The 16,419-nt window shown below is 70.8% G+C and carries 17 protein-coding genes; 15 read left to right on the top strand and 2 right to left on the bottom strand.

The window, feature by feature from the left end:
- Nucleotides 1-100: 100 nt before the first annotated feature.
- Both AC07DW_RS28865 and AC07DW_RS28860 read right to left on the bottom strand, forming a co-directional pair.
- Nucleotides 101-1,330 carry an MFS transporter gene (locus tag AC07DW_RS28865; protein WP_478860614.1) on the bottom strand — a complete coding sequence of 410 codons (1,230 nt, stop codon included), beginning with the start codon at nucleotides 1,328-1,330 and terminating at the stop codon, nucleotides 101-103.
- Nucleotides 1,331-1,558: 228 nt separating this feature from the next.
- Nucleotides 1,559-2,473 carry a LysR family transcriptional regulator gene (locus AC07DW_RS28860; RefSeq protein ID WP_478860613.1) on the bottom strand — a complete coding sequence of 305 codons (915 nt, stop codon included), beginning with the start codon at nucleotides 2,471-2,473 and terminating at the stop codon, nucleotides 1,559-1,561.
- Nucleotides 2,474-2,602: 129 nt separating this feature from the next.
- Between AC07DW_RS28860 and AC07DW_RS28855 the strand changes: the two genes are divergently transcribed.
- The 15 genes from AC07DW_RS28855 (at nucleotide 2,603) to AC07DW_RS28785 (ending at nucleotide 16,271) form a co-directional block, all read left to right on the top strand.
- Entirely contained in the window at nucleotides 2,603-3,601 is a 999-nt protein-coding gene (locus AC07DW_RS28855; RefSeq protein WP_478860612.1) for a fumarylacetoacetate hydrolase family protein, read from the top strand.
- Nucleotides 3,598-4,554 (top strand): cyclase family protein, encoded by a 957-nt coding sequence (locus AC07DW_RS28850; protein WP_478860611.1) that lies wholly within the window; start codon nucleotides 3,598-3,600, stop codon nucleotides 4,552-4,554. The genes AC07DW_RS28855 and AC07DW_RS28850 overlap by 4 nt, the downstream gene beginning before the upstream one ends.
- A gap of 40 nt (nucleotides 4,555-4,594) precedes the next feature.
- Nucleotides 4,595-5,728: an FAD-dependent oxidoreductase gene (locus AC07DW_RS28845; RefSeq protein WP_478860610.1), complete on the top strand. Its 1,134-nt coding sequence runs from the start codon at nucleotides 4,595-4,597 to the stop codon at nucleotides 5,726-5,728.
- The gene (locus AC07DW_RS28840) at nucleotides 5,725-6,729 is read left to right on the top strand and encodes an amidohydrolase family protein (RefSeq protein ID WP_478860609.1); all 1,005 of its coding nucleotides are present in this window, start codon (nucleotides 5,725-5,727) and stop codon (nucleotides 6,727-6,729) included. Before AC07DW_RS28845 ends, AC07DW_RS28840 begins: the two co-directional genes overlap by 4 nt.
- 11 nt (nucleotides 6,730-6,740) lie before the next feature.
- Nucleotides 6,741-7,682 (top strand): VOC family protein, encoded by a 942-nt coding sequence (locus tag AC07DW_RS28835; protein ID WP_478860608.1) that lies wholly within the window; start codon nucleotides 6,741-6,743, stop codon nucleotides 7,680-7,682.
- 174 nt (nucleotides 7,683-7,856) lie between these two features.
- Nucleotides 7,857-8,828 carry a fumarylacetoacetate hydrolase family protein gene (locus tag AC07DW_RS28830; protein ID WP_478860607.1) on the top strand — a complete coding sequence of 324 codons (972 nt, stop codon included), beginning with the start codon at nucleotides 7,857-7,859 and terminating at the stop codon, nucleotides 8,826-8,828.
- The gene (locus tag AC07DW_RS28825) at nucleotides 8,825-9,571 is read left to right on the top strand and encodes an SDR family NAD(P)-dependent oxidoreductase (RefSeq protein WP_478860606.1); all 747 of its coding nucleotides are present in this window, start codon (nucleotides 8,825-8,827) and stop codon (nucleotides 9,569-9,571) included. Before AC07DW_RS28830 ends, AC07DW_RS28825 begins: the two co-directional genes overlap by 4 nt.
- The gene (locus tag AC07DW_RS28820) at nucleotides 9,568-10,347 is read left to right on the top strand and encodes an SDR family NAD(P)-dependent oxidoreductase (RefSeq protein ID WP_478860605.1); all 780 of its coding nucleotides are present in this window, start codon (nucleotides 9,568-9,570) and stop codon (nucleotides 10,345-10,347) included. Before AC07DW_RS28825 ends, AC07DW_RS28820 begins: the two co-directional genes overlap by 4 nt.
- Nucleotides 10,348-10,363: 16 nt before the next feature.
- Nucleotides 10,364-11,119, top strand: a complete 756-nt coding sequence (locus AC07DW_RS28815; RefSeq protein ID WP_478860604.1) for a CoA transferase subunit A — start codon at nucleotides 10,364-10,366, stop codon at nucleotides 11,117-11,119.
- Nucleotides 11,119-11,769 (top strand): CoA transferase subunit B, encoded by a 651-nt coding sequence (locus AC07DW_RS28810; protein WP_478860603.1) that lies wholly within the window; start codon nucleotides 11,119-11,121, stop codon nucleotides 11,767-11,769. The genes AC07DW_RS28815 and AC07DW_RS28810 overlap by 1 nt, the downstream gene beginning before the upstream one ends.
- A gap of 154 nt (nucleotides 11,770-11,923) precedes the next feature.
- Nucleotides 11,924-13,138 carry an FAD-dependent monooxygenase gene (locus AC07DW_RS28805; protein ID WP_478860602.1) on the top strand — a complete coding sequence of 405 codons (1,215 nt, stop codon included), beginning with the start codon at nucleotides 11,924-11,926 and terminating at the stop codon, nucleotides 13,136-13,138.
- A 22-nt stretch (nucleotides 13,139-13,160) separates the two neighbouring features.
- The gene (locus AC07DW_RS28800; protein ID WP_478860601.1) at nucleotides 13,161-14,198 is read left to right on the top strand and encodes a cupin domain-containing protein; all 1,038 of its coding nucleotides are present in this window, start codon (nucleotides 13,161-13,163) and stop codon (nucleotides 14,196-14,198) included.
- A gap of 40 nt (nucleotides 14,199-14,238) precedes the next feature.
- On the top strand, nucleotides 14,239-15,102 hold the full coding sequence (locus AC07DW_RS28795) for a fumarylacetoacetate hydrolase family protein (RefSeq protein ID WP_478860600.1): 864 nt from the start codon (nucleotides 14,239-14,241) through the stop codon (nucleotides 15,100-15,102).
- 35 nt (nucleotides 15,103-15,137) lie between these two features.
- On the top strand, nucleotides 15,138-15,593 hold the full coding sequence (locus AC07DW_RS28790; protein ID WP_478860599.1) for a MarR family winged helix-turn-helix transcriptional regulator: 456 nt from the start codon (nucleotides 15,138-15,140) through the stop codon (nucleotides 15,591-15,593).
- A gap of 207 nt (nucleotides 15,594-15,800) precedes the next feature.
- Nucleotides 15,801-16,271, top strand: coding sequence for a MarR family winged helix-turn-helix transcriptional regulator (locus AC07DW_RS28785; protein WP_478860598.1), 471 nt, complete (start codon nucleotides 15,801-15,803; stop codon nucleotides 16,269-16,271).
- The last annotated feature ends 148 nt before the right edge of the window (nucleotides 16,272-16,419 follow it).

Here is a 16,419-nt window from a genome sequence, read left to right as displayed (position 1 = left end):
CATCCTCCGACAACACCAGCTCGGCCATCGGCCGCCCCATCTTCGCCATGGAGACAGCTTACTAATCCAACGAATTCCCGGCGCAGGACACTAGCCCTGATCACTGCTGCACACTTTCCGGCGAGCCCGCGGGAGCGGGGCGGCGAGCGGTCAGGAGGATCGCGGCGGCGAGGACGGCGGTGGTCACCCCGAGAAGGGCGACGGCGGAGGCGAGGCTGCCCGCCGGCCCCTTGCCCGCGAGGAGCACCAGAGGACAGAGGAACTCGCCGAGGAAGAAGGCCGCGGTCCACAGGCCCATGCCGCGGCCGCGGTCGGCGAATTCCAGTAGGGACATGGCCCGGGTAACCAGCGAGGGCAGCAGCATGCCGGTCCCGACGCAGTTGACGATCGCGCCGGCGATGAGAAGGGGCAGGCTGTCGGCGAGGCCCATGAGCAGGAAGCCGACCGCACAGAGAGCGAGCAGCAGCGGGATCCGGTGGCGGCGGTCCGGGGAGAGACGGGTGAAGAGGACGGAGCCGAGGACGGTGGCGGCGCTGGCCACGGCGGTGACGGCGCCGATGGTGCCAGTGGAGTCGGTGCCCAGGTCGTCCAGGAGGTAAGCCATCTCGACGGGAACGGTGTAGAAGACGACGGCGCCGAAGACGGTGAGGAGACAGATCCCCGCCATACGGCGAACGGGGAACGGGCGCGGCGTGGACTGCTTGCCGGCGGTGTCGCCTCGCTTCGGCGGCTGGGAGACGGGCAGGACACGGGCCATGACGGGCGCGAGGAGCAGGCCCACGGCGTACAGCCAGAAGGGGGCGCGCCAGTCGGCGGCTCCGAGCGCGCCGCCGAGGACGAAGAAGACCGTGGCCGAGGCAGAGGCACACATGGTCTGGAGGGCGAGGTAGCGGTCGCGCAGCTCGCCGCTGTAGTAGTCGCCGATGAGGGTGGTGCAGACGGTCATGATCGCCGCTTCCGTCACCCCCACGAGGACGCGGCTGATCAGGATGGCATGAAGGGAGTCCAGCCAGAGGGGTGCCATCCCGAACACTGCGTAGAGACCAGTGGCGACGACGAGCAGGTGCTTGCGGCCCAGCCGGTCGACGATCATGCCCGCGAAGGGGGCGAGCAGGGCGAGGGCGAGCGCGGGGACGGTAAGGACGACGGGTACCAGTGCCGCGCTGCCCGGCACGCCCTCGAAGTGGTCCTGCATGCGGGGCAGCACGGGGGCGAGGAGCACCACCCCGAGGACGGGCAGACAACTGCCGGCCATGAGCACGACGGCGGGAAGGCGCCCGGCGGGAGCCGTGTCGTGGTCGTTGGCGGGTAGTGCGGCAGGAGCGGGCATCAGAGCACTCCAGGGCGGGAGAGGGGCGGAGACTGCGCGCGGTCGCGATGAGGCACCAGAACAGTGCGGAGACCGGGGCGGAGGTGCCCTCGACTATGCGTGCCGGTGGGCGTGGTGCCTACCCCCTATGTCATCCGGTTTAACGATGATTCCGATCCACCGGATGGATACTTCATCGCGGAGTGGCTCCGTGTGACACCCCCATGCCGGAGGGTGTGCAGGAAGACGTCAGAGCTGCGTGTCGGCGATGCGCCGACCGACCCTGGCGGCAGTCTCCCTGAGCCAGATGTGGGCCGCGTCGTGGGTGTGGACCGGATGCCACCACAGGGCCTCACGGAGGGGAACGGCTTCGTAGGGGGGCTCGAGTACGCGTACTCCGCCGAGGGGGGCGAGACGATGTGCGAGGCGGGCCTGCACGAGGGCGATGCGGCGGGTGCCCGCGACGAGGGCAGGCAGGGCGTGGAAGCTGTCGACGGAGACCTCGACGCGCGGATCGATGCCGAGCATGCCCAGCTGGCGTACGGCGGGGGCGTCGTAGGTGCGCTGATAGGTGACCCAGGGCAGCCGGGCGAGGTCCTGGCGGCTGAGGCGGTCTTCGATGCTGGGGTGGTCGTCGGCGACGACGAAGACCCAGCGATCGTCGTAGAGGTCGGTGGCGGGGAAGTCGCTGATGACGCCGTGGGGCATCAGGAGGCCGTCGGTGGCGCTGAGCAGGCTCGCGGTGTCGTCGACGACGGTGATGGGGGTGCGGGTGAACCGCAGGCGAATGCCGGGGGCCTCTTCGTGGATGACGCGGGCGAGCTCGACGCCGAAGACATCGACGGCGTAGTCGGAGGCGATGATGCGGAACTCGCGGGTCTCGGTGGCCGGGTCGAAGGAGGCCTGGCTGGTGAAGAGGCGTTCGAGGACGTCGTAGGCGGTGGCGGTGCGGTCCAGCAGGACCTGGCCGAGGGCGGTGAGCTCGTACTGGCTCCCTTCGCGGGCGAGGAGCTCGTCACCGAAGTGTCGGCGCAGCCGGGCCAGTGCGGCACTCATCGCCGGCTGGCTCAGGCCCACGCGCTGCCCGGCCCTGGTGACGTTGCGTTCTTCGAGGAGGGCGCGGAGCGCGACGACGAGGTTGAGGTCGAGGCGGGCCAGGTTCACGGTACGGAGCCCCTTCTGAGAGCAGTGCGATCAAGCACTATTTGCTGTGTCGATGAAGATTATCCATGGAATCGATTTCCCTGATCACATGTTGCGGGTCCACATTAGTCCCATCGCAATCAGGAGGACATGTCGGTGAAACCTCAATCCGCTTCTGATCTTTTCGCCGGGCCTTTCGCCCTCGGCACTCTTTCGGCCTCTGACGGCTTGGCATTCCCCGCCCTCGTCGACAACGAAGGGCAGGTCCTGGACCTGCGGGAGGCCCTGGCCGACCCGGCCCTGACCATGCGGGACCTGCTGGAGGGATGGCCGGCCGTTCTCCCCCGGCTGCGTGCACTCGCCGCCGGCCCGGAGCCCGCCCGGCACCCTCTGTCGGAGTTCCGGGTCCTCGCCCCCGTCGAGCCCCGGCAGGTCTTCCAGTCGGGGGCCAACTACCGGCAGCACGTCATCGACCTGCACGTCGCCCACCGGGCGCCGGGCGACGAGCGCTCCGAGGAGGAGCGACGGGCCGAGGCGGCCGAGATCATGGACCGGCGGGCCGCCGATGACCTGCCGTACGTGTTCATCGGCCTGCCCAGCGCGATCACTGGTCCCTACGACGACGTCACGCTGCCCACGTGGGCGGAGAAGCCCGACTGGGAACTGGAGTTGGCTGCGGTGATCGGCCGCCCCGCGTACCGGGTCTCGGTGGAAGAGGCCTTGGAGTGCGTCGCCGGCTACACCATCGCCAACGACCTGACCGACCGGGCGACGGTGTTCCGCCGTGACATGCCGCAGATCGGCACGGACTGGCTGCGCAGCAAGAACGCCCCCGGGTTCACCCCGCTGGGCCCGTGGATCGTGCCTGCCGAATCCGTCGGCGACACCGGCGACCTCCAGCTGACCCTGAAGCTCAACGGCGAGGTCATGCAGGACGAGTCCACCAAGGACATGATCTTCGACGTCGCGCGGATGGTGGCGTACGCCTCCCAGTCGGCTCGGCTCCTGCCCGGCGACCTCGTGCTCACCGGTTCGCCCGCCGGCAACGGCATGCACTGGGGTCGGCTGCTGCGCGATGGCGACGTGATGGAGTCCACCATCACCGGCCTGGGCACGCAGCGCACGCGATGTGTCGCGGAGCAGGCGTGAACCGCGCCGACCCCGAGGGCGCGATCGCCCAGGCCGCGAAGGCGTGTTCCAACTGGGGCCGCTGGGGCCAGGACGACCGCCTCGGCACCGTGAACTTCCTCGACGAGGCCAAGCGCCGCGAAGGCGCCGCCCTCGTCCGGCGAGGCGTCAGCTTCTCACTCTCGCAGCGCTTCGACATCGACGGCCCACAGAAGGGCTGGCGGCGCCGGACCAACCCCGTCCACACCATGCTCGACACCGGGACGGACGCGGCCCTGGGCAACCAGGGGCTCCCCCACGGCATCGGCGGCGCCGACGACGTGATCGCGATGCCGCTCCAGTGCTCCACCCAGTGGGACGGCCTGGGTCACATCTTCGACCACGGCCTCGCGTGGAACGGGCGCCCGGCCGAACAGGTCGTCACCTCCGACGGCGACCAGATCACCGGCATCGAGCACATGGCCCCGCACATCGCCGGACGCGCGGTCCTCCTCGACGTCGGCCGCACGGCCGGCGAGGACGGCGAACTCCCCGACGGCTTCGCGATCACCCAGGAGCACCTGACGGCCGCCGCCGACGCCCACGGCGTCACCGTCGGACGCGGCGACATCGTCCTCGTACGGACCGGTCAGCTCGCGCGCGTACGGCGAAACGGCTGGGGCGACTACGCGGGCGGCGCCGCCCCCGGCCTGTCGTTCACCACCGCGTCCTGGCTCCACAGCAGCGAGATCACCGCGATCGCCACCGACACCTGGGGCTTCGAGGTGCGGCCCAACGAGTTCGACCACGCCTTCCAGCCGCTCCACCAGGTCGTCATCCCGCACATCGGCCTGCTCATCGGCGAGATGTGGGACTTCGAGGCCCTCGCCGAGGACTGCGCGACCGACGGCGTGTACGAGTTCTGGCTCACCGCCGCCCCCCTGCCCATCACCGGCGCCGTCGGGTCCCCCGTCAACCCCGTCGCCGTCAAGTAGTCCCGGGGCCAACCCAACCCGTGGAACAAGGGAGTTCCCCATGAGCAGTACACCCCGCAGAGTCCTGGTCATCGGTGGAGGAGCGGCCGGTAACACCGCCACGATCCTGTTGCGCCGCGCCGGGATCGACGTCGACCTCGTCGAGGCAAAGGACGACTGGAACGCCACCGCCGGCTCCGGCATCACCCTTCAGGGCAACGCCCTGCGCGTGCTGCGCGAGCTCGGCGTCTGGGAGCAGGTCAAGGCCTCCGGATTTCCCTTCGGGTCCGTCGGCATCACCACCCCCGGCGGCGACGTCCTGCACGTCCAGCGCGACTTGCGCACCGGCGGCGACGACCTGCCGGCCACCGTCGGCATGCAGCGCCCGCAGCTGCAGCAGATCCTGATCGACGCGGTCCGCGCCAGCGGCGCGACCGTCCGCCTCGGCACGACCGCCACCATCGTGGGTCAGGACGCGTCCGGCGTCGCCGTCCGGCTGAGCGACGGCGGCGAGCACCGCTACGACCTCGTCGTCGCCGCCGACGGTCTGGGCTCGGCCACCCGCGCCCAGATCGGGATCACCGACAAGCCCGAACCGACCGGCATGGCCATCTGGCGCGTCGCCGCCCCACGGCCCGTCGGGGTCCAGCGCACCGACCTCGCCTACGGCGGCCCGGCGTTCATCGCCGGCTACTGCCCCACCAGCGACACCACGCTCTACGCGTACGTCGTCGAGAAGAACCGCGACCGCTCCTCCATACCCGTCGAGACGTACGGCGAAGAGATGGTCCGCCTCGCCTCGGCCTACGGCGGTGCATGGCCGGAGATCACCTCCACGATCACGGACCCCTCGAAGGTCAACTACACCTGGTTCGACCGCCTGCTCGTCGAAGGCTCCTGGCATCGTGGGCGGGTCGTTCTCGTTGGAGACGCCGCTCACTGCTGCCCGCCCACGCTCGCCCAGGGTGCCGCACTCTCCCTGGAGGACGCCTGGGTCCTCGCGCAGATGCTCACCGCCTCCGACACCTGGGACGAGGAGCTGCTCCAGGCCTACTACGACCGTCGGATCATCCGGGTCCGCCCGGTCGTGGAGGCGTCCGTCCAGATCGGCCAGTGGCAACTCGACGGCGTCCGCGACGCCGACGTGCCCGGGCTCATGGCCCGCACCATGACCATGCTCAGGGAGCTGCCGTGACCGCGCCCACCGTGGACGTCCACGCCCACGTCCTGCTGCCCCAGATCGACGCCCTCGTCGCCGGCCGCCCCGGGCACGCCGACGCCAAGGCCCTCGACGCCCGTCGTAACGGACCCGACGCACTCGCCGTCAGCGGCCCCATGGTCCGCGACCGAATCCCGGCCCTGACCGACCCCGCCGTCCGGCTCGCCCGGATGGACGCCCAAGGCGTCGACGTACAGCTCGTCAGCCCCTCGCCGTCGCACTACCACTACTGGGCGGACGCGGACACGGCCGAGAAGGTCTACCGGCTGACCAACGAGGCGACCGCCGCACACTGTGCGGCCGCGCCCGACCGGCTGAGGGGCCTGGGACTGGTTCCGCTGCAGCATCCCGATCAGCTCGTGCCCGCCTTCGACCACGCTCTGGAGCAGGGGCTCACCGGCGTGGAGATCTCCAGCTACGCCCCCGGCCGGGAACTGTCCGATCCGGCCTACGAGCCGCTGTGGGCGCGTGCCGAGGAGACCGGGGCGATCGTCTTCCTCCACCCGTTCGGCTGCACCCTCGACGAGCGCCTCGACCGGTGGTACCTGTCCAACACCGTGGGCCAGCCCACCGAGAACGCCGTCGCCCTCTCCCACCTGATCTTCTCCGGCGTCCTCGACCGGCACCCCGGGCTGAAGATCGTCGCGGCCCACGGAGGTGGCTACCTGCCCACCCACATCGGGCGCAGCGACCACGCCTGGCGGGCCCGGACCGACGCCTCCGCCGGCTGCGCGCAGCCGCCCAGCAGCTACCTGAAGCGCCTGTACTTCGACTCGCTCGTGCACGACCCGGCCGTACTGCGGGCCCTGGTGGAAGCGGCCGGGGCGGACCGGGTGCTGCTCGGCTCGGACTTCCCCTTCGACATGGGATCCGACGACCCCGTCGGCGCGCTGCGCGCGGCCGACCTGGCCGAGGCCGACTTCCACGCCGTCCGCGGCGCCAACGCCACCGCCCTGCTCACCCTCTCCCCCGCCTGAGGAGGCATCCCATGACGAACACCCGCCTGCTCACCCACCTGCGGCACGTCGACCTCGCCGTGCCCGACTACGACAAGCAGCTCGACTTCTACGCCGGTGTGTGGGGCCTGACCAAGGTCGCCGAGGACTCCGGCATCGCCTTTCTCGCCGCCGAGGGCAGCCCGGAGCAGTACGTCGTCCGGCTCCGCAAGGCCGAGGAGAAGCGTCTCGACCTGGTCTCGTACGGCGCGGCGACCCCGGCCGACGTGGACACGCTCGCCGAGCAGCTCCTGGCCGGCGGCGTCCAGCTGATCTCGCAGCCCGGCGCTGTCGACACCCCCGGCGGCGGCTACGGCTTCCGCTTCTTCGACGTCGACGGCCGCACCATCGAGGTCTCCGCCGACGTCGGGGTCCGCAAGCACCGGAAGATCGAGGAGAAGGAGGCGATCCCGGTCAAGCTGTCGCACGTCGTGCTCAACTCCCCCGACCTGGAGCGCACCCGCGCCTGGTACGAGCGGCACCTCGGCTTCCGCCTGTCCGACACGCTCAGCTCGCCCCACATGGGCGAGGTCATGCACTTCATGCGGATCAGCTCCCAGCACCACTCCATGGCCCTCGCCAAGGGCCCGCACACCTCGCTGCACCACATCTCCTTCGAGATGCGCGGCATCGACGAGTACATGCGCGGCTCGGGCCGGGTCCTGCGGGCCGGTCACCGGAAGATCTGGGGTCCGGGCCGGCACATGGCGGGCGACAACACCTTCACCTACTTCCTCGACCCGCACGGCAACACCGTCGAGTACACCACCGAGCTGGAGAACCTCGACGAGGACACCTGGCACCCCCACGTCTACGACTTCTCGCAGCCCGACGTCACCGACCAGTGGGGCACGGCCAACCCGATGAACGAACTCGTCGCGAAGGAGTCGTTCAACGACCCCGACCGCGGCTGCTTCGTCGCCCCGCCGGTCTAGTCCGGCCTCCCGATCCCCGGGAACGCGGCGGACCATGTCCGCCCTGACTGCCGCCGCCGCGTTCCCGGCCCGGTCCACGGGACCGGGGCTGTCCGCGGGAAGCCGGCAACGGGCTTCCCTCCGTCCCGGTCAGCCCCGGTCCCGTGTCCCCCCTCCTCACCTGGGAGCCGCATCATGCGCTTCGCCGCTTTCGAATACAGGCACCGGACCCGCGTCGCCGTCGTCGAGGACGACGGCACGCTCTTCCCCCTGCCGGGCGTCACCTCGCTCACCGGTCTGATCCGCGACACCGACGGCCTGCCCGGCCTGCTCGCCGCCGGCGCAGCGGCCCTGGACGTCCCGCCCGGGCCCCACGTCTCCGAGGTCCGGCTGCTCTCCCCCCTCCAGCCCTCCTCCATCAGGGACTTCGTCACCTTCGAGGAACACGTCGAAGGCGTCCGCCGCTCCGTCAGCGGCGAATCCGGAGTGCCACCGCAGTGGTACGAGGCGCCCACCTACTACTTCACCAACCCGCACGCGGTCTTCGGCCCGCACGACGACGTCCCCATGCCCCCGGGCTCGTCCGTGCTCGACTTCGAACTCGAAGTGGCCGCCGTCATCGGCCGGGAGGGCCGCGACCTCACCCCGGAGCGGGCGCGGGACCACATCGTCGGCTACACGATCTTCAACGACTGGTCCGCACGGGACCTGCAGTCCGCCGAGATGCGGGTCGGTCTCGGCCCGTGCAAAGGCAAGGACACCGCCACCACCCTCGGCCCCTGCCTGGTGACCGCGGACGAGCTGGAGCCGTACCGCGATCCCGACGGCTTCCTGCGCCTGGCGCTGACGGCCGAGGTCAACGGCGAGCGGATCGGCTCGGACCTGCTGTCCAACATGAGCTGGACCTTCGAGGAGATGGCCGCCTACGCCTCGCGCGGCACCCGGATCGTCGCCGGCGACGTCCTGGGCTCCGGGACCTGCGGTAACGGCGGCTGCCTCGCCGAACTGTGGGGCCGCTCCGGCGAGCAGGTCCCGCCGCCGCTCAAGCCCGGCGACACCGTCACCCTCACCGTGGAAGCGATCGGGTCCCTCACCACCCGGGTAGTCCCCGGCACCGAGCCGGTCGCCCTGCCCAAGGGGCGGCGCCGCGACCGGGAGCGGCCGTGAACGGCGGGCGCCTCGCGGGAAAGGTCGTGGTCGTCACGGGTGCGGCCCGGGGCCAGGGCGCCGCCGAGGTGGCGGCACTGGAGCGGGAGGGCGCCACGGTCGTCGCCACCGACGTGAACGGCAGGGAAGGCGTCCGCAGGCTCGACGTCACCCTGGCCGACGACTGGGCCGACCTGGCCGATCACCTCCGTGAGACGCACGGGGCGGTGCACGGCCTGGTCAACAACGCCGGCATCACCTGGCGGGCCCGCATCGGCGAGGTCACCGCCCAGGACATGAGCTGCGTTCACGCCGTCAACGTGAACGGTCCGCTCCTGGGCATCCAGCACCTGGCCCCTCTGATGCCTCCGGGCTCGTCCGTCGTGAACGTCGGCTCCTCCGCCGCGCTGACCGCCCACTACCCGGTGGCCTACACGACGAGCAAGTGGGCGCTGCGCGGCTTGTCAAAGACCGCCGCAATGGAACTCGGTCCCCGGGGGATCCGGGTCAACACCATCCACCCCGGGTTCATCGAGACGGAGATGACGGCCTCGGCCGCGCCCGCCTTCCGGGAGACGAACATCCGCGAGACGCCGCTGGGCCGGGTGGGCACCGTCGACGAGGTCACGCCGCTGGTGGTGTTCCTGCTCTCCGATGAGTCGTCGTTCATCACCGGTGCGGAGATCCCCGTCGACGGTGGCCTCACCTCTCACGGCGGGGTGAAGTCCGTCTCCGACGCGCTGCTCGACGGGGCCGCGCGATGAGGCGGCTGGAAGGGAAGGTCGCCCTGATCTCCGGCACGGCCCGCGGGCTGGGAAAGGCCGCGGCGCTCCGGTTCGCGGCCGAAGGCGCCCTAGTCGTCGGCGGCGACCTCCTGCATGACGAAGCCTTGGAGACGCAAGCGGAGATCGGCCGGGAGGGCGGCACGGCTCTCACGCCGGGCCCTTTGGACGTCACCCGTCCTGAATCCGTCGAAGCGTGGGTGGGGGAAGCGGCCGAGGCGTTCGGCGGCGTCGACATCGTCCTCACCAACGCGGGCTCGGTGCCGTTCGGCCCCCTCGTCGAGCAGTCCTACGCCGACTACGCGTCCACTGTGCGCTCCGAGCTGGACTCGGTGTGGCTCACCACCCGTGCCGCGTGGCCGCACCTGACACACAGCCGCGGCTGCATCATCACCATCGGCTCGATAGCCGGGATCAGCGGCTCCCTGACCAACCACCGCACGGCGCATTCCGCCGCGAAGGGCGGAGTGATCGCCCTGACCCGCCAACTCGCCGCCGAAGGCGCCGCGCACGGCGTCCGCGCCAACTGCGTCAGCCCGGGACTCATCGACACCGAAGAATCACGCGGCAACCTCCTCGCCGACAGCCACCCCATGCGCGACACAGCCCAGCACGTCCCCCTCGGACGCCTCGGCACGCCCCAGGACGTCGCCAAGGCGGCGGTCTTCCTCGCCTCCGAGGACGCCTCCTACGTATCCGGCGCCCATCTCGTCGTCGACGGCGGCTGGTCCGTCGTGCTGCCGGGCCCCCTCACCTGAAAGGACACCCGGAACCGTGGACAAGGTCATCCGTGAACCCGCGGATGCCGTCGCCGACATCCCCGACGGCGCATCGCTCGCCGTCGGCGGCTTCGGACTCAGCGGCATCCCCGAGACCCTGATCCGTGCCCTGCATGCTCAGGGCGCCACCGGCCTCAAGGTCGTCTCCAACAACTGCGGCGTCGACGACCGGGGCCTCGGCATCCTGCTCTCGGCCGGACGCATCGGCCGGGTCACCGGCTCCTACGTCGGAGAGAACAAGGAGTTCGCCCGCCAGTACCTGAGCGGAGAGCTGGAGGTCGAGCTGGTCCCGCAGGGCACCCTCGCGGAACGGCTCCGGGCCGGTGGCTGCGGCATCCCCGCCTTCTACACCCCGGCCGGCGTCGGCACCCAGGTCGCCGACGGCGGGCTTCCCTGGCGCTACGCCGCCGACGGCACCGTCGCCGTCCCCTCCCCCGCCAAGGAGACCCGCGACTACGACGGCCGACCGCACGTCCTGGAGCACGGCATCACCACCGACTTCGCCCTCGTACGGGCCTGGCGCGGCGACCGGCACGGCAACCTCGTCTTCCGTCGCGCCTCCGCCAACTTCAACCCCCTGGCCGCCATGGCCGGTCGGATCACGATCGCCGAGGTCGAGGAACTCGTCGAACCGGGAGACCTCGATCCGGACCAGGTGCACCTGCCCGGCATCTTCGTCCAGCGCGTCATGCCCCTCACCGCTGCCCAGGCGGCCGACAAGCAGATCGAGAAGAGGACGGTGCGCGCCTGATGGCATGGAACCGCAACCAGATGGCCGCGCGGGCCGCCACCGAGCTGACCGACGGCTCGTACGTGAACCTCGGCATCGGCCTGCCGACTCTGATCGCCGCGTATGTCCCCTCCGACGTACACGTGGTGCTGCACTCCGAGAACGGCATCCTCGGCACCGGCCCGTACCCCGGCGAGGACGAGGTCGACCCCGACCTGATCAACGCCGGCAAGGAGACCGTCACCGTCCTGCCCGGGGCCTCGTTCTTCGACTCCGCCCTGTCGTTCGGGATGATCCGCGGCGGCCACGTCGACACCGCCGTCCTCGGCGCCATGCAGGTCTCCTCGGCCGGGGACCTCGCCAACTGGATGGTCCCCGGCAAGATGGTCAAAGGCATGGGCGGCGCCATGGACCTCGTCCACGGCGCGCGCAGGGTCATCGTCCTGATGGAGCACACCGCCAAGGACGGCACACCGAAGATCGTCGCGGACTGCACCCTGCCACTCACCGGCCGAGCCTGCGTCGACCGGATCGTCACCGACCTCGGTGTCCTCGACGTCACCGGTCACGGTCTGGCCCTGGTGGAGACCGCACCCGGCGTCACCGTCGAGGACATCCGCGCCCGCACGGGCGCACCCGTGACCGTCGACAGCGCTACCGCCGCCTGCTGACAGCTCTCCCGCCCCCGCGGGTCCACGCGCACGGGCCCGCATCGGGAGCCATCCCCGCTCCTGCCCCGATGGTCCGTACACCAATGATCCCGACGCAGAAGATCCACTGCGGCGGGAGGCGGATCGACCCCGTCCTTCAAGGAGGCACCTGCCCGTGACGACCTCGCCCTTGCACATCGCCGTCGTCGGCGGCGGCATCGGCGGCCTGGCCGCCGCCCTCGCCGCCGCCCGCTCAGGCCACCGCGTGACCGTGGTGGAGCGCGCCGCCCAGTTCGGCGAGATCGGAGCCGGCCTGCAGCTGGCCCCGAACGCCTCCCTGGCGCTGGAGGAGCTCGGCGTCCTCGACGCCGTGCGGCGCTCCGCCGTCGCCCCGCCCCAGCTCGTCATGATGGACGCGCTCACCGGCAAGCAGATCACCGCGCTCGACCTGCGCAGCGACGCCTACCGCAGCCGCTTCAAGCACCCCTACCTCGTCACCCACCGCACCGATCTCCACGGAGCGCTGCTGGCCGCCTGCAAGGACCACCCGTCGATCGACCTGCACACCGGACGTACCGTCACCGACGCGGTACAGACACCGGCCGAGGTGCGCCTGCACTTCGCCGAAACGCCCGAGCGGCTGACGGCGGACGCGGTGGTGGCCGCCGACGGCCTGCACTCCCGGCTGCGGCAGATCCTCGTGAACGACGGCGCCCCCGTCTGCTCGAAGTACGTCGCGTATCGCGGCGCCCTGCCCGTCAGCCGCATGACGGGCTCGATGGCGCGGCACGCCACGACGGAGTCGGTCATCGTCTGGGCCGGGCCCCGCATGCACCTCGTGCAGTACCCCGTGCGGCGCGGCGAGCTCTACAACCAGGTCGCCGTCTTCGAGAGCGACCACTACACCCCCGACTCCGACGACTGGGGCACCGAGGCCGAACTGGAGGAACGGTTCGCCGGCGCCTGCGACACCGTGCGCGACGCGCTGCCGCTCATCGCGCGCGACCGGCGCTGGCCGCTGTTCGACCGGCTTCCCATCACCGACTGGGTCCACGGCCGCATCGTGCTCCTGGGCGACGCCGCACACCCCATGCTCCAGTACCTGGCCCAGGGCGCCTGCCAGGCGCTGGAGGACGCCGTGGCCCTCGGCCACGCTCTGCGCGATCACGGCCGCCCGAAGGACGCGTTCGCGTCATACGCCGCCCTGCGGACCGAGCGGGCCGCATCGATCCAGACGAACGCGCGACGGTTCGGCGAGATCTGCCACCTGGACGGCATGGGCGCCTTCCTGCGCAACCAGCTGCTGTCCGACCGCACCCCCGAGGACTTCGACGACGTCGCCTGGGTGTGGACCCCCGTCGGCGACCTCCAGCCCGCGCCCACCCCGTGAGCAACCACCGCGAGGAGACATCATGACCGACGACCCCGCCTACAAGGCCCTCGACGAACTCGGCGCCGCTCCGCTCTGGCGCTTCTACGGAAACCTGTTCCCGGCTGAGCCCCGCAGCCGGGCCGTCCCGTACCGGTGGAGCTGGAAGGAGCTGCGGCCCCATCTGCTGCACTTCTCCCAGACCCTGTCCCTGGACGAGGCCGAACGACGGGTCCTGATGCTCGTCAACCCCGGGCTCACCGACCCGCCCGCCACGGTCAACACCCTGTACGCCGGGCTGCAGATCATCCTGCCCGGGGAAACCGCCCAGGCCCACCGACACACGTCCAACGCCTTCCGGTTCATCCTGGAGGGCGACGGCGCCTGGACCACCGTCAACGGCGAGCGCGTCTTCATGGCCCCCGGCGACCTCCTGCTCACCCCCGGCTGGCACTGGCACGACCACACCCACGAGGGCGACGCGCCGATGATCTGGCTCGACGCCCTGGACTACCCCCTCGTCAACGCGCTGGAAGCCGGCTTCTACGAGAAGTACCCGCAGCGGCTCCAGCCCGTCACCCGCCCCGACGACGCCGGCAGCCGCCAGTTCCTCCACGGCCGCCTGACCCCCGCCTGGATCACGCCCGACGGACCGAACTCGCCCGTCACCCGCTACACCTGGCAGGAGACCAGCCGGGCCCTGGAGGCCATCGCCGGCACCGCCGAGGGCAGCGACGTCGACGGCATCGTCCTGGAGTACACCAACCCCTGGACCGGCGGCCCTGTCATGCCCACCATCGGCTGCCGCGTCCAGCGGCTGCGCCCGGGATTCGAGGGAGCGGGGCGCCGGCACACCGCGTCGACGGTCTTCAGCGTCGTCCGCGGCGAAGGGGCCACCATCGTGGACGGCAAGCGGCTCGACTGGGCCGAGCACGACACCTTCGCCATACCGGGCTGGGCGTCCTACCGGCACCTGAACACCTCGAAGTCCGCCGACGCGGTCCTCTTCTCCTACAGCGACGAGCCCGTCATGCGCTCCCTGGGCCTGTACCGCACCGAGAACGCCGACCCCGGCGCCTGATCACCCCCCACCCCTCTCCGATACCCCCAAGGAGGCCACGATGCGTCTGGCCCTGTTCGACAAGGGACGCCTCGGCGTCGTCCACGGCGACACGATCACCGACGTGACCGACCAGCTCACCCCCTTTTCCGCCGGTCCGGCCGGCGCGCTCCAGCAGTACATCGAGACGGTGTCCGACGGCTCCGGGCCGACGCTCGACCTGGCACGCGGGCGCCGAGCGCCGCTGGCGGAGGTGACGCTGGAGGCGCCGCTGCCCCGCCCCGGCAAAATCATCGGAGCACCCGTCAACTACCTCGACCACAAGGCCGAGATGGACTACCCCACCTCCATCGCCGACCTGGGCGTCTTCCTGAAGGCCAACTCGTCGGTGATCGGCCCGAACCAGGACATCGTCCTGCCCTACTCCGACATCCGCACCGACCAGGAAGGCGAACTGGCCGTCGTCATCGGCCGGACCGCATCACACGTCAGCGCCGACGACGCCCTGGACCACGTCTTCGGCTACACCTGCCTGCTGGACATCACCGTCCGCTCCGGCGAGGACCGCTCCACCCGCAAGTCTTTCGACACCTTCACCCCCATCGGCCCGTGGGTGGTCACCGCCGACGAGATCACCGACCCCGACCGGCTCGGCCTGCGCTGCGACGTGGCCGGCGAGACCCGGCAGAGCACCAACACCGAGTACCTCATCTTCGGCGTGCGCGAACTGGTCGCCTACGCCTCCTCGGTGATGACCCTCCACCCGGGCGACGTGATCGCCACGGGCACGCCGGCCGGCGTCGGCCCGCTCAGCGACGGCGACCACGTCGTCGTCGAGATCGAGAAGATCGGCCGCCTCGAAGTGGGCGTGGACGGCTCCCGGGCCACGCCGTACGACTCCCGGCCCGGTCACCGGCGCGGCTGAACCCCCCGCACAGCCGCCGGCACAAGGAAGCGATGATGACCGGAGCCCTCGACCTGAACCGCTACGCCGGTCACTTGATCCGGCGTGCCGAGCAGGTCCACACCGCCCTGTGGTGCCGGTACGTCTCCGAGACCATCACGTCCCAGCAGTTCGCCGTGCTCAACACCTTGCGCAACGGCGAAGGGCTCGACCAGCGCACGGTCGCCCGGCTGACGTCGCTGGACAGGTCGACGACCCACCACATCGTGCGGCGACTGACCGAGCGGAACCATGTGAGCCGGGCACGGGACGAACAGGACCGGCGGCGGACCCTCCTGGCGCTGACGGCGGAGGGCAGGGCCCTGCATGCCGCGCTCGCGCCTTCCGCGGAGAGGATCAACGACGAGCTGCTCTCCGTCTTTCCCACTGAAGAACGGGGCGAGCTGATGCGCCTTCTCACCCGGCTCACTGAACGGGAGCACCTCGGCGCTCGCAGGACGCACTCCGACTGAAGCACAGCACGATACGGGTGTACCAATGAGCGTGCTCCTGCCGCGGTGCGCTCCCGCGGCAGGAGCACCATCGACCTCGCCGGCCAGGGGCTGTGCCGAGGCCTGCGACGCTGTCTCCGCCGCCGCCCCAGAACCGTCCACGCCCCGAGGTCCATACGGCAAGATAGGTCTTTTGGCATAGCTATCAACTCATAGTTGAATGCTTTCATGCTCCCACCCAGCAAGTCCGTGCAGGACATCGACCACACGGCCGCCGGCCTTGTGGCATGCCTGCCCGCTCTGGGCCGAGCACTCGAGCGGTACGTCGACCAGGACTATCCGTACCCCAAGCCCTCCGAGGCCCAGCTCGCTCTCCTGCGCTACGTCGCGACACAGGACGGCACCACCGTGCGCACCGCTGCCAAAGCGCTGCTCATGAAGCCGAACAACGCCAGCGCGCTCGTCACCCAACTCACCGAGCAGGGTCTGCTGGAGCGCCGCCAGGACCCCGCCGACAAGCGTGTGGCGCACCTCCACCTCACCCCGATCGCCCAGCAGCGGCTCAACGAGGTCGCGCAGATCATGAGCGCCCGCGTCGTACGTGTCCTGCGCACGATGACCGACGGCGAACTCGACGCCCTCGGCTCCGCGCTCGGCGCCCTCAACAGCCTCGACCGGCGTCTGCACGCCACTCACTGAACCATCCCACCCGGCCCGGCCGAAGCCGCGCCGGGTGCCGTGGTGGCACCCCGTACCTGCCTGCATCTGCGCATGCCCCCTGAGCGGCTCTGGCTCCTGCCCACAGCCGCAGCGTCGGCATGCCTTGAAACGAAAGACTCGACACAAC

The organism is Streptomyces sp. NPDC045701, from assembly GCF_056432045.1.
Note: the sequence above shows the minus strand (reverse complement) of the source record. Positions and strands in the feature narration are given on the sequence as shown.

Bases quoted from the DNA above. Each gene is read 5' to 3' on its own strand.
- AC07DW_RS28795 (WP_478860600.1), top strand. From the start codon at position 14,239: ATGCGTCTGGCCCTGTTCGACAAGGGACGCCTCGGCGTCGTCCACGGC.
- AC07DW_RS28865 (WP_478860614.1), bottom strand. From the start codon at position 1,330: ATGCCCGCTCCTGCCGCACTACCCGCCAACGACCACGACACGGCTCCC.
- AC07DW_RS28830 (WP_478860607.1), top strand. From the start codon at position 7,857: ATGCGCTTCGCCGCTTTCGAATACAGGCACCGGACCCGCGTCGCCGTC.
- AC07DW_RS28820 (WP_478860605.1), top strand. From the start codon at position 9,568: ATGAGGCGGCTGGAAGGGAAGGTCGCCCTGATCTCCGGCACGGCCCGC.
- AC07DW_RS28855 (WP_478860612.1), top strand. From the start codon at position 2,603: ATGTCGGTGAAACCTCAATCCGCTTCTGATCTTTTCGCCGGGCCTTTC.
- AC07DW_RS28845 (WP_478860610.1), top strand. From the start codon at position 4,595: ATGAGCAGTACACCCCGCAGAGTCCTGGTCATCGGTGGAGGAGCGGCC.
- AC07DW_RS28790 (WP_478860599.1), top strand. From the start codon at position 15,138: ATGACCGGAGCCCTCGACCTGAACCGCTACGCCGGTCACTTGATCCGG.
- AC07DW_RS28810 (WP_478860603.1), top strand. From the start codon at position 11,119: ATGGCATGGAACCGCAACCAGATGGCCGCGCGGGCCGCCACCGAGCTG.
- AC07DW_RS28785 (WP_478860598.1), top strand. From the start codon at position 15,801: ATGCTCCCACCCAGCAAGTCCGTGCAGGACATCGACCACACGGCCGCC.
- AC07DW_RS28835 (WP_478860608.1), top strand. From the start codon at position 6,741: ATGACGAACACCCGCCTGCTCACCCACCTGCGGCACGTCGACCTCGCC.
- AC07DW_RS28800 (WP_478860601.1), top strand. From the start codon at position 13,161: ATGACCGACGACCCCGCCTACAAGGCCCTCGACGAACTCGGCGCCGCT.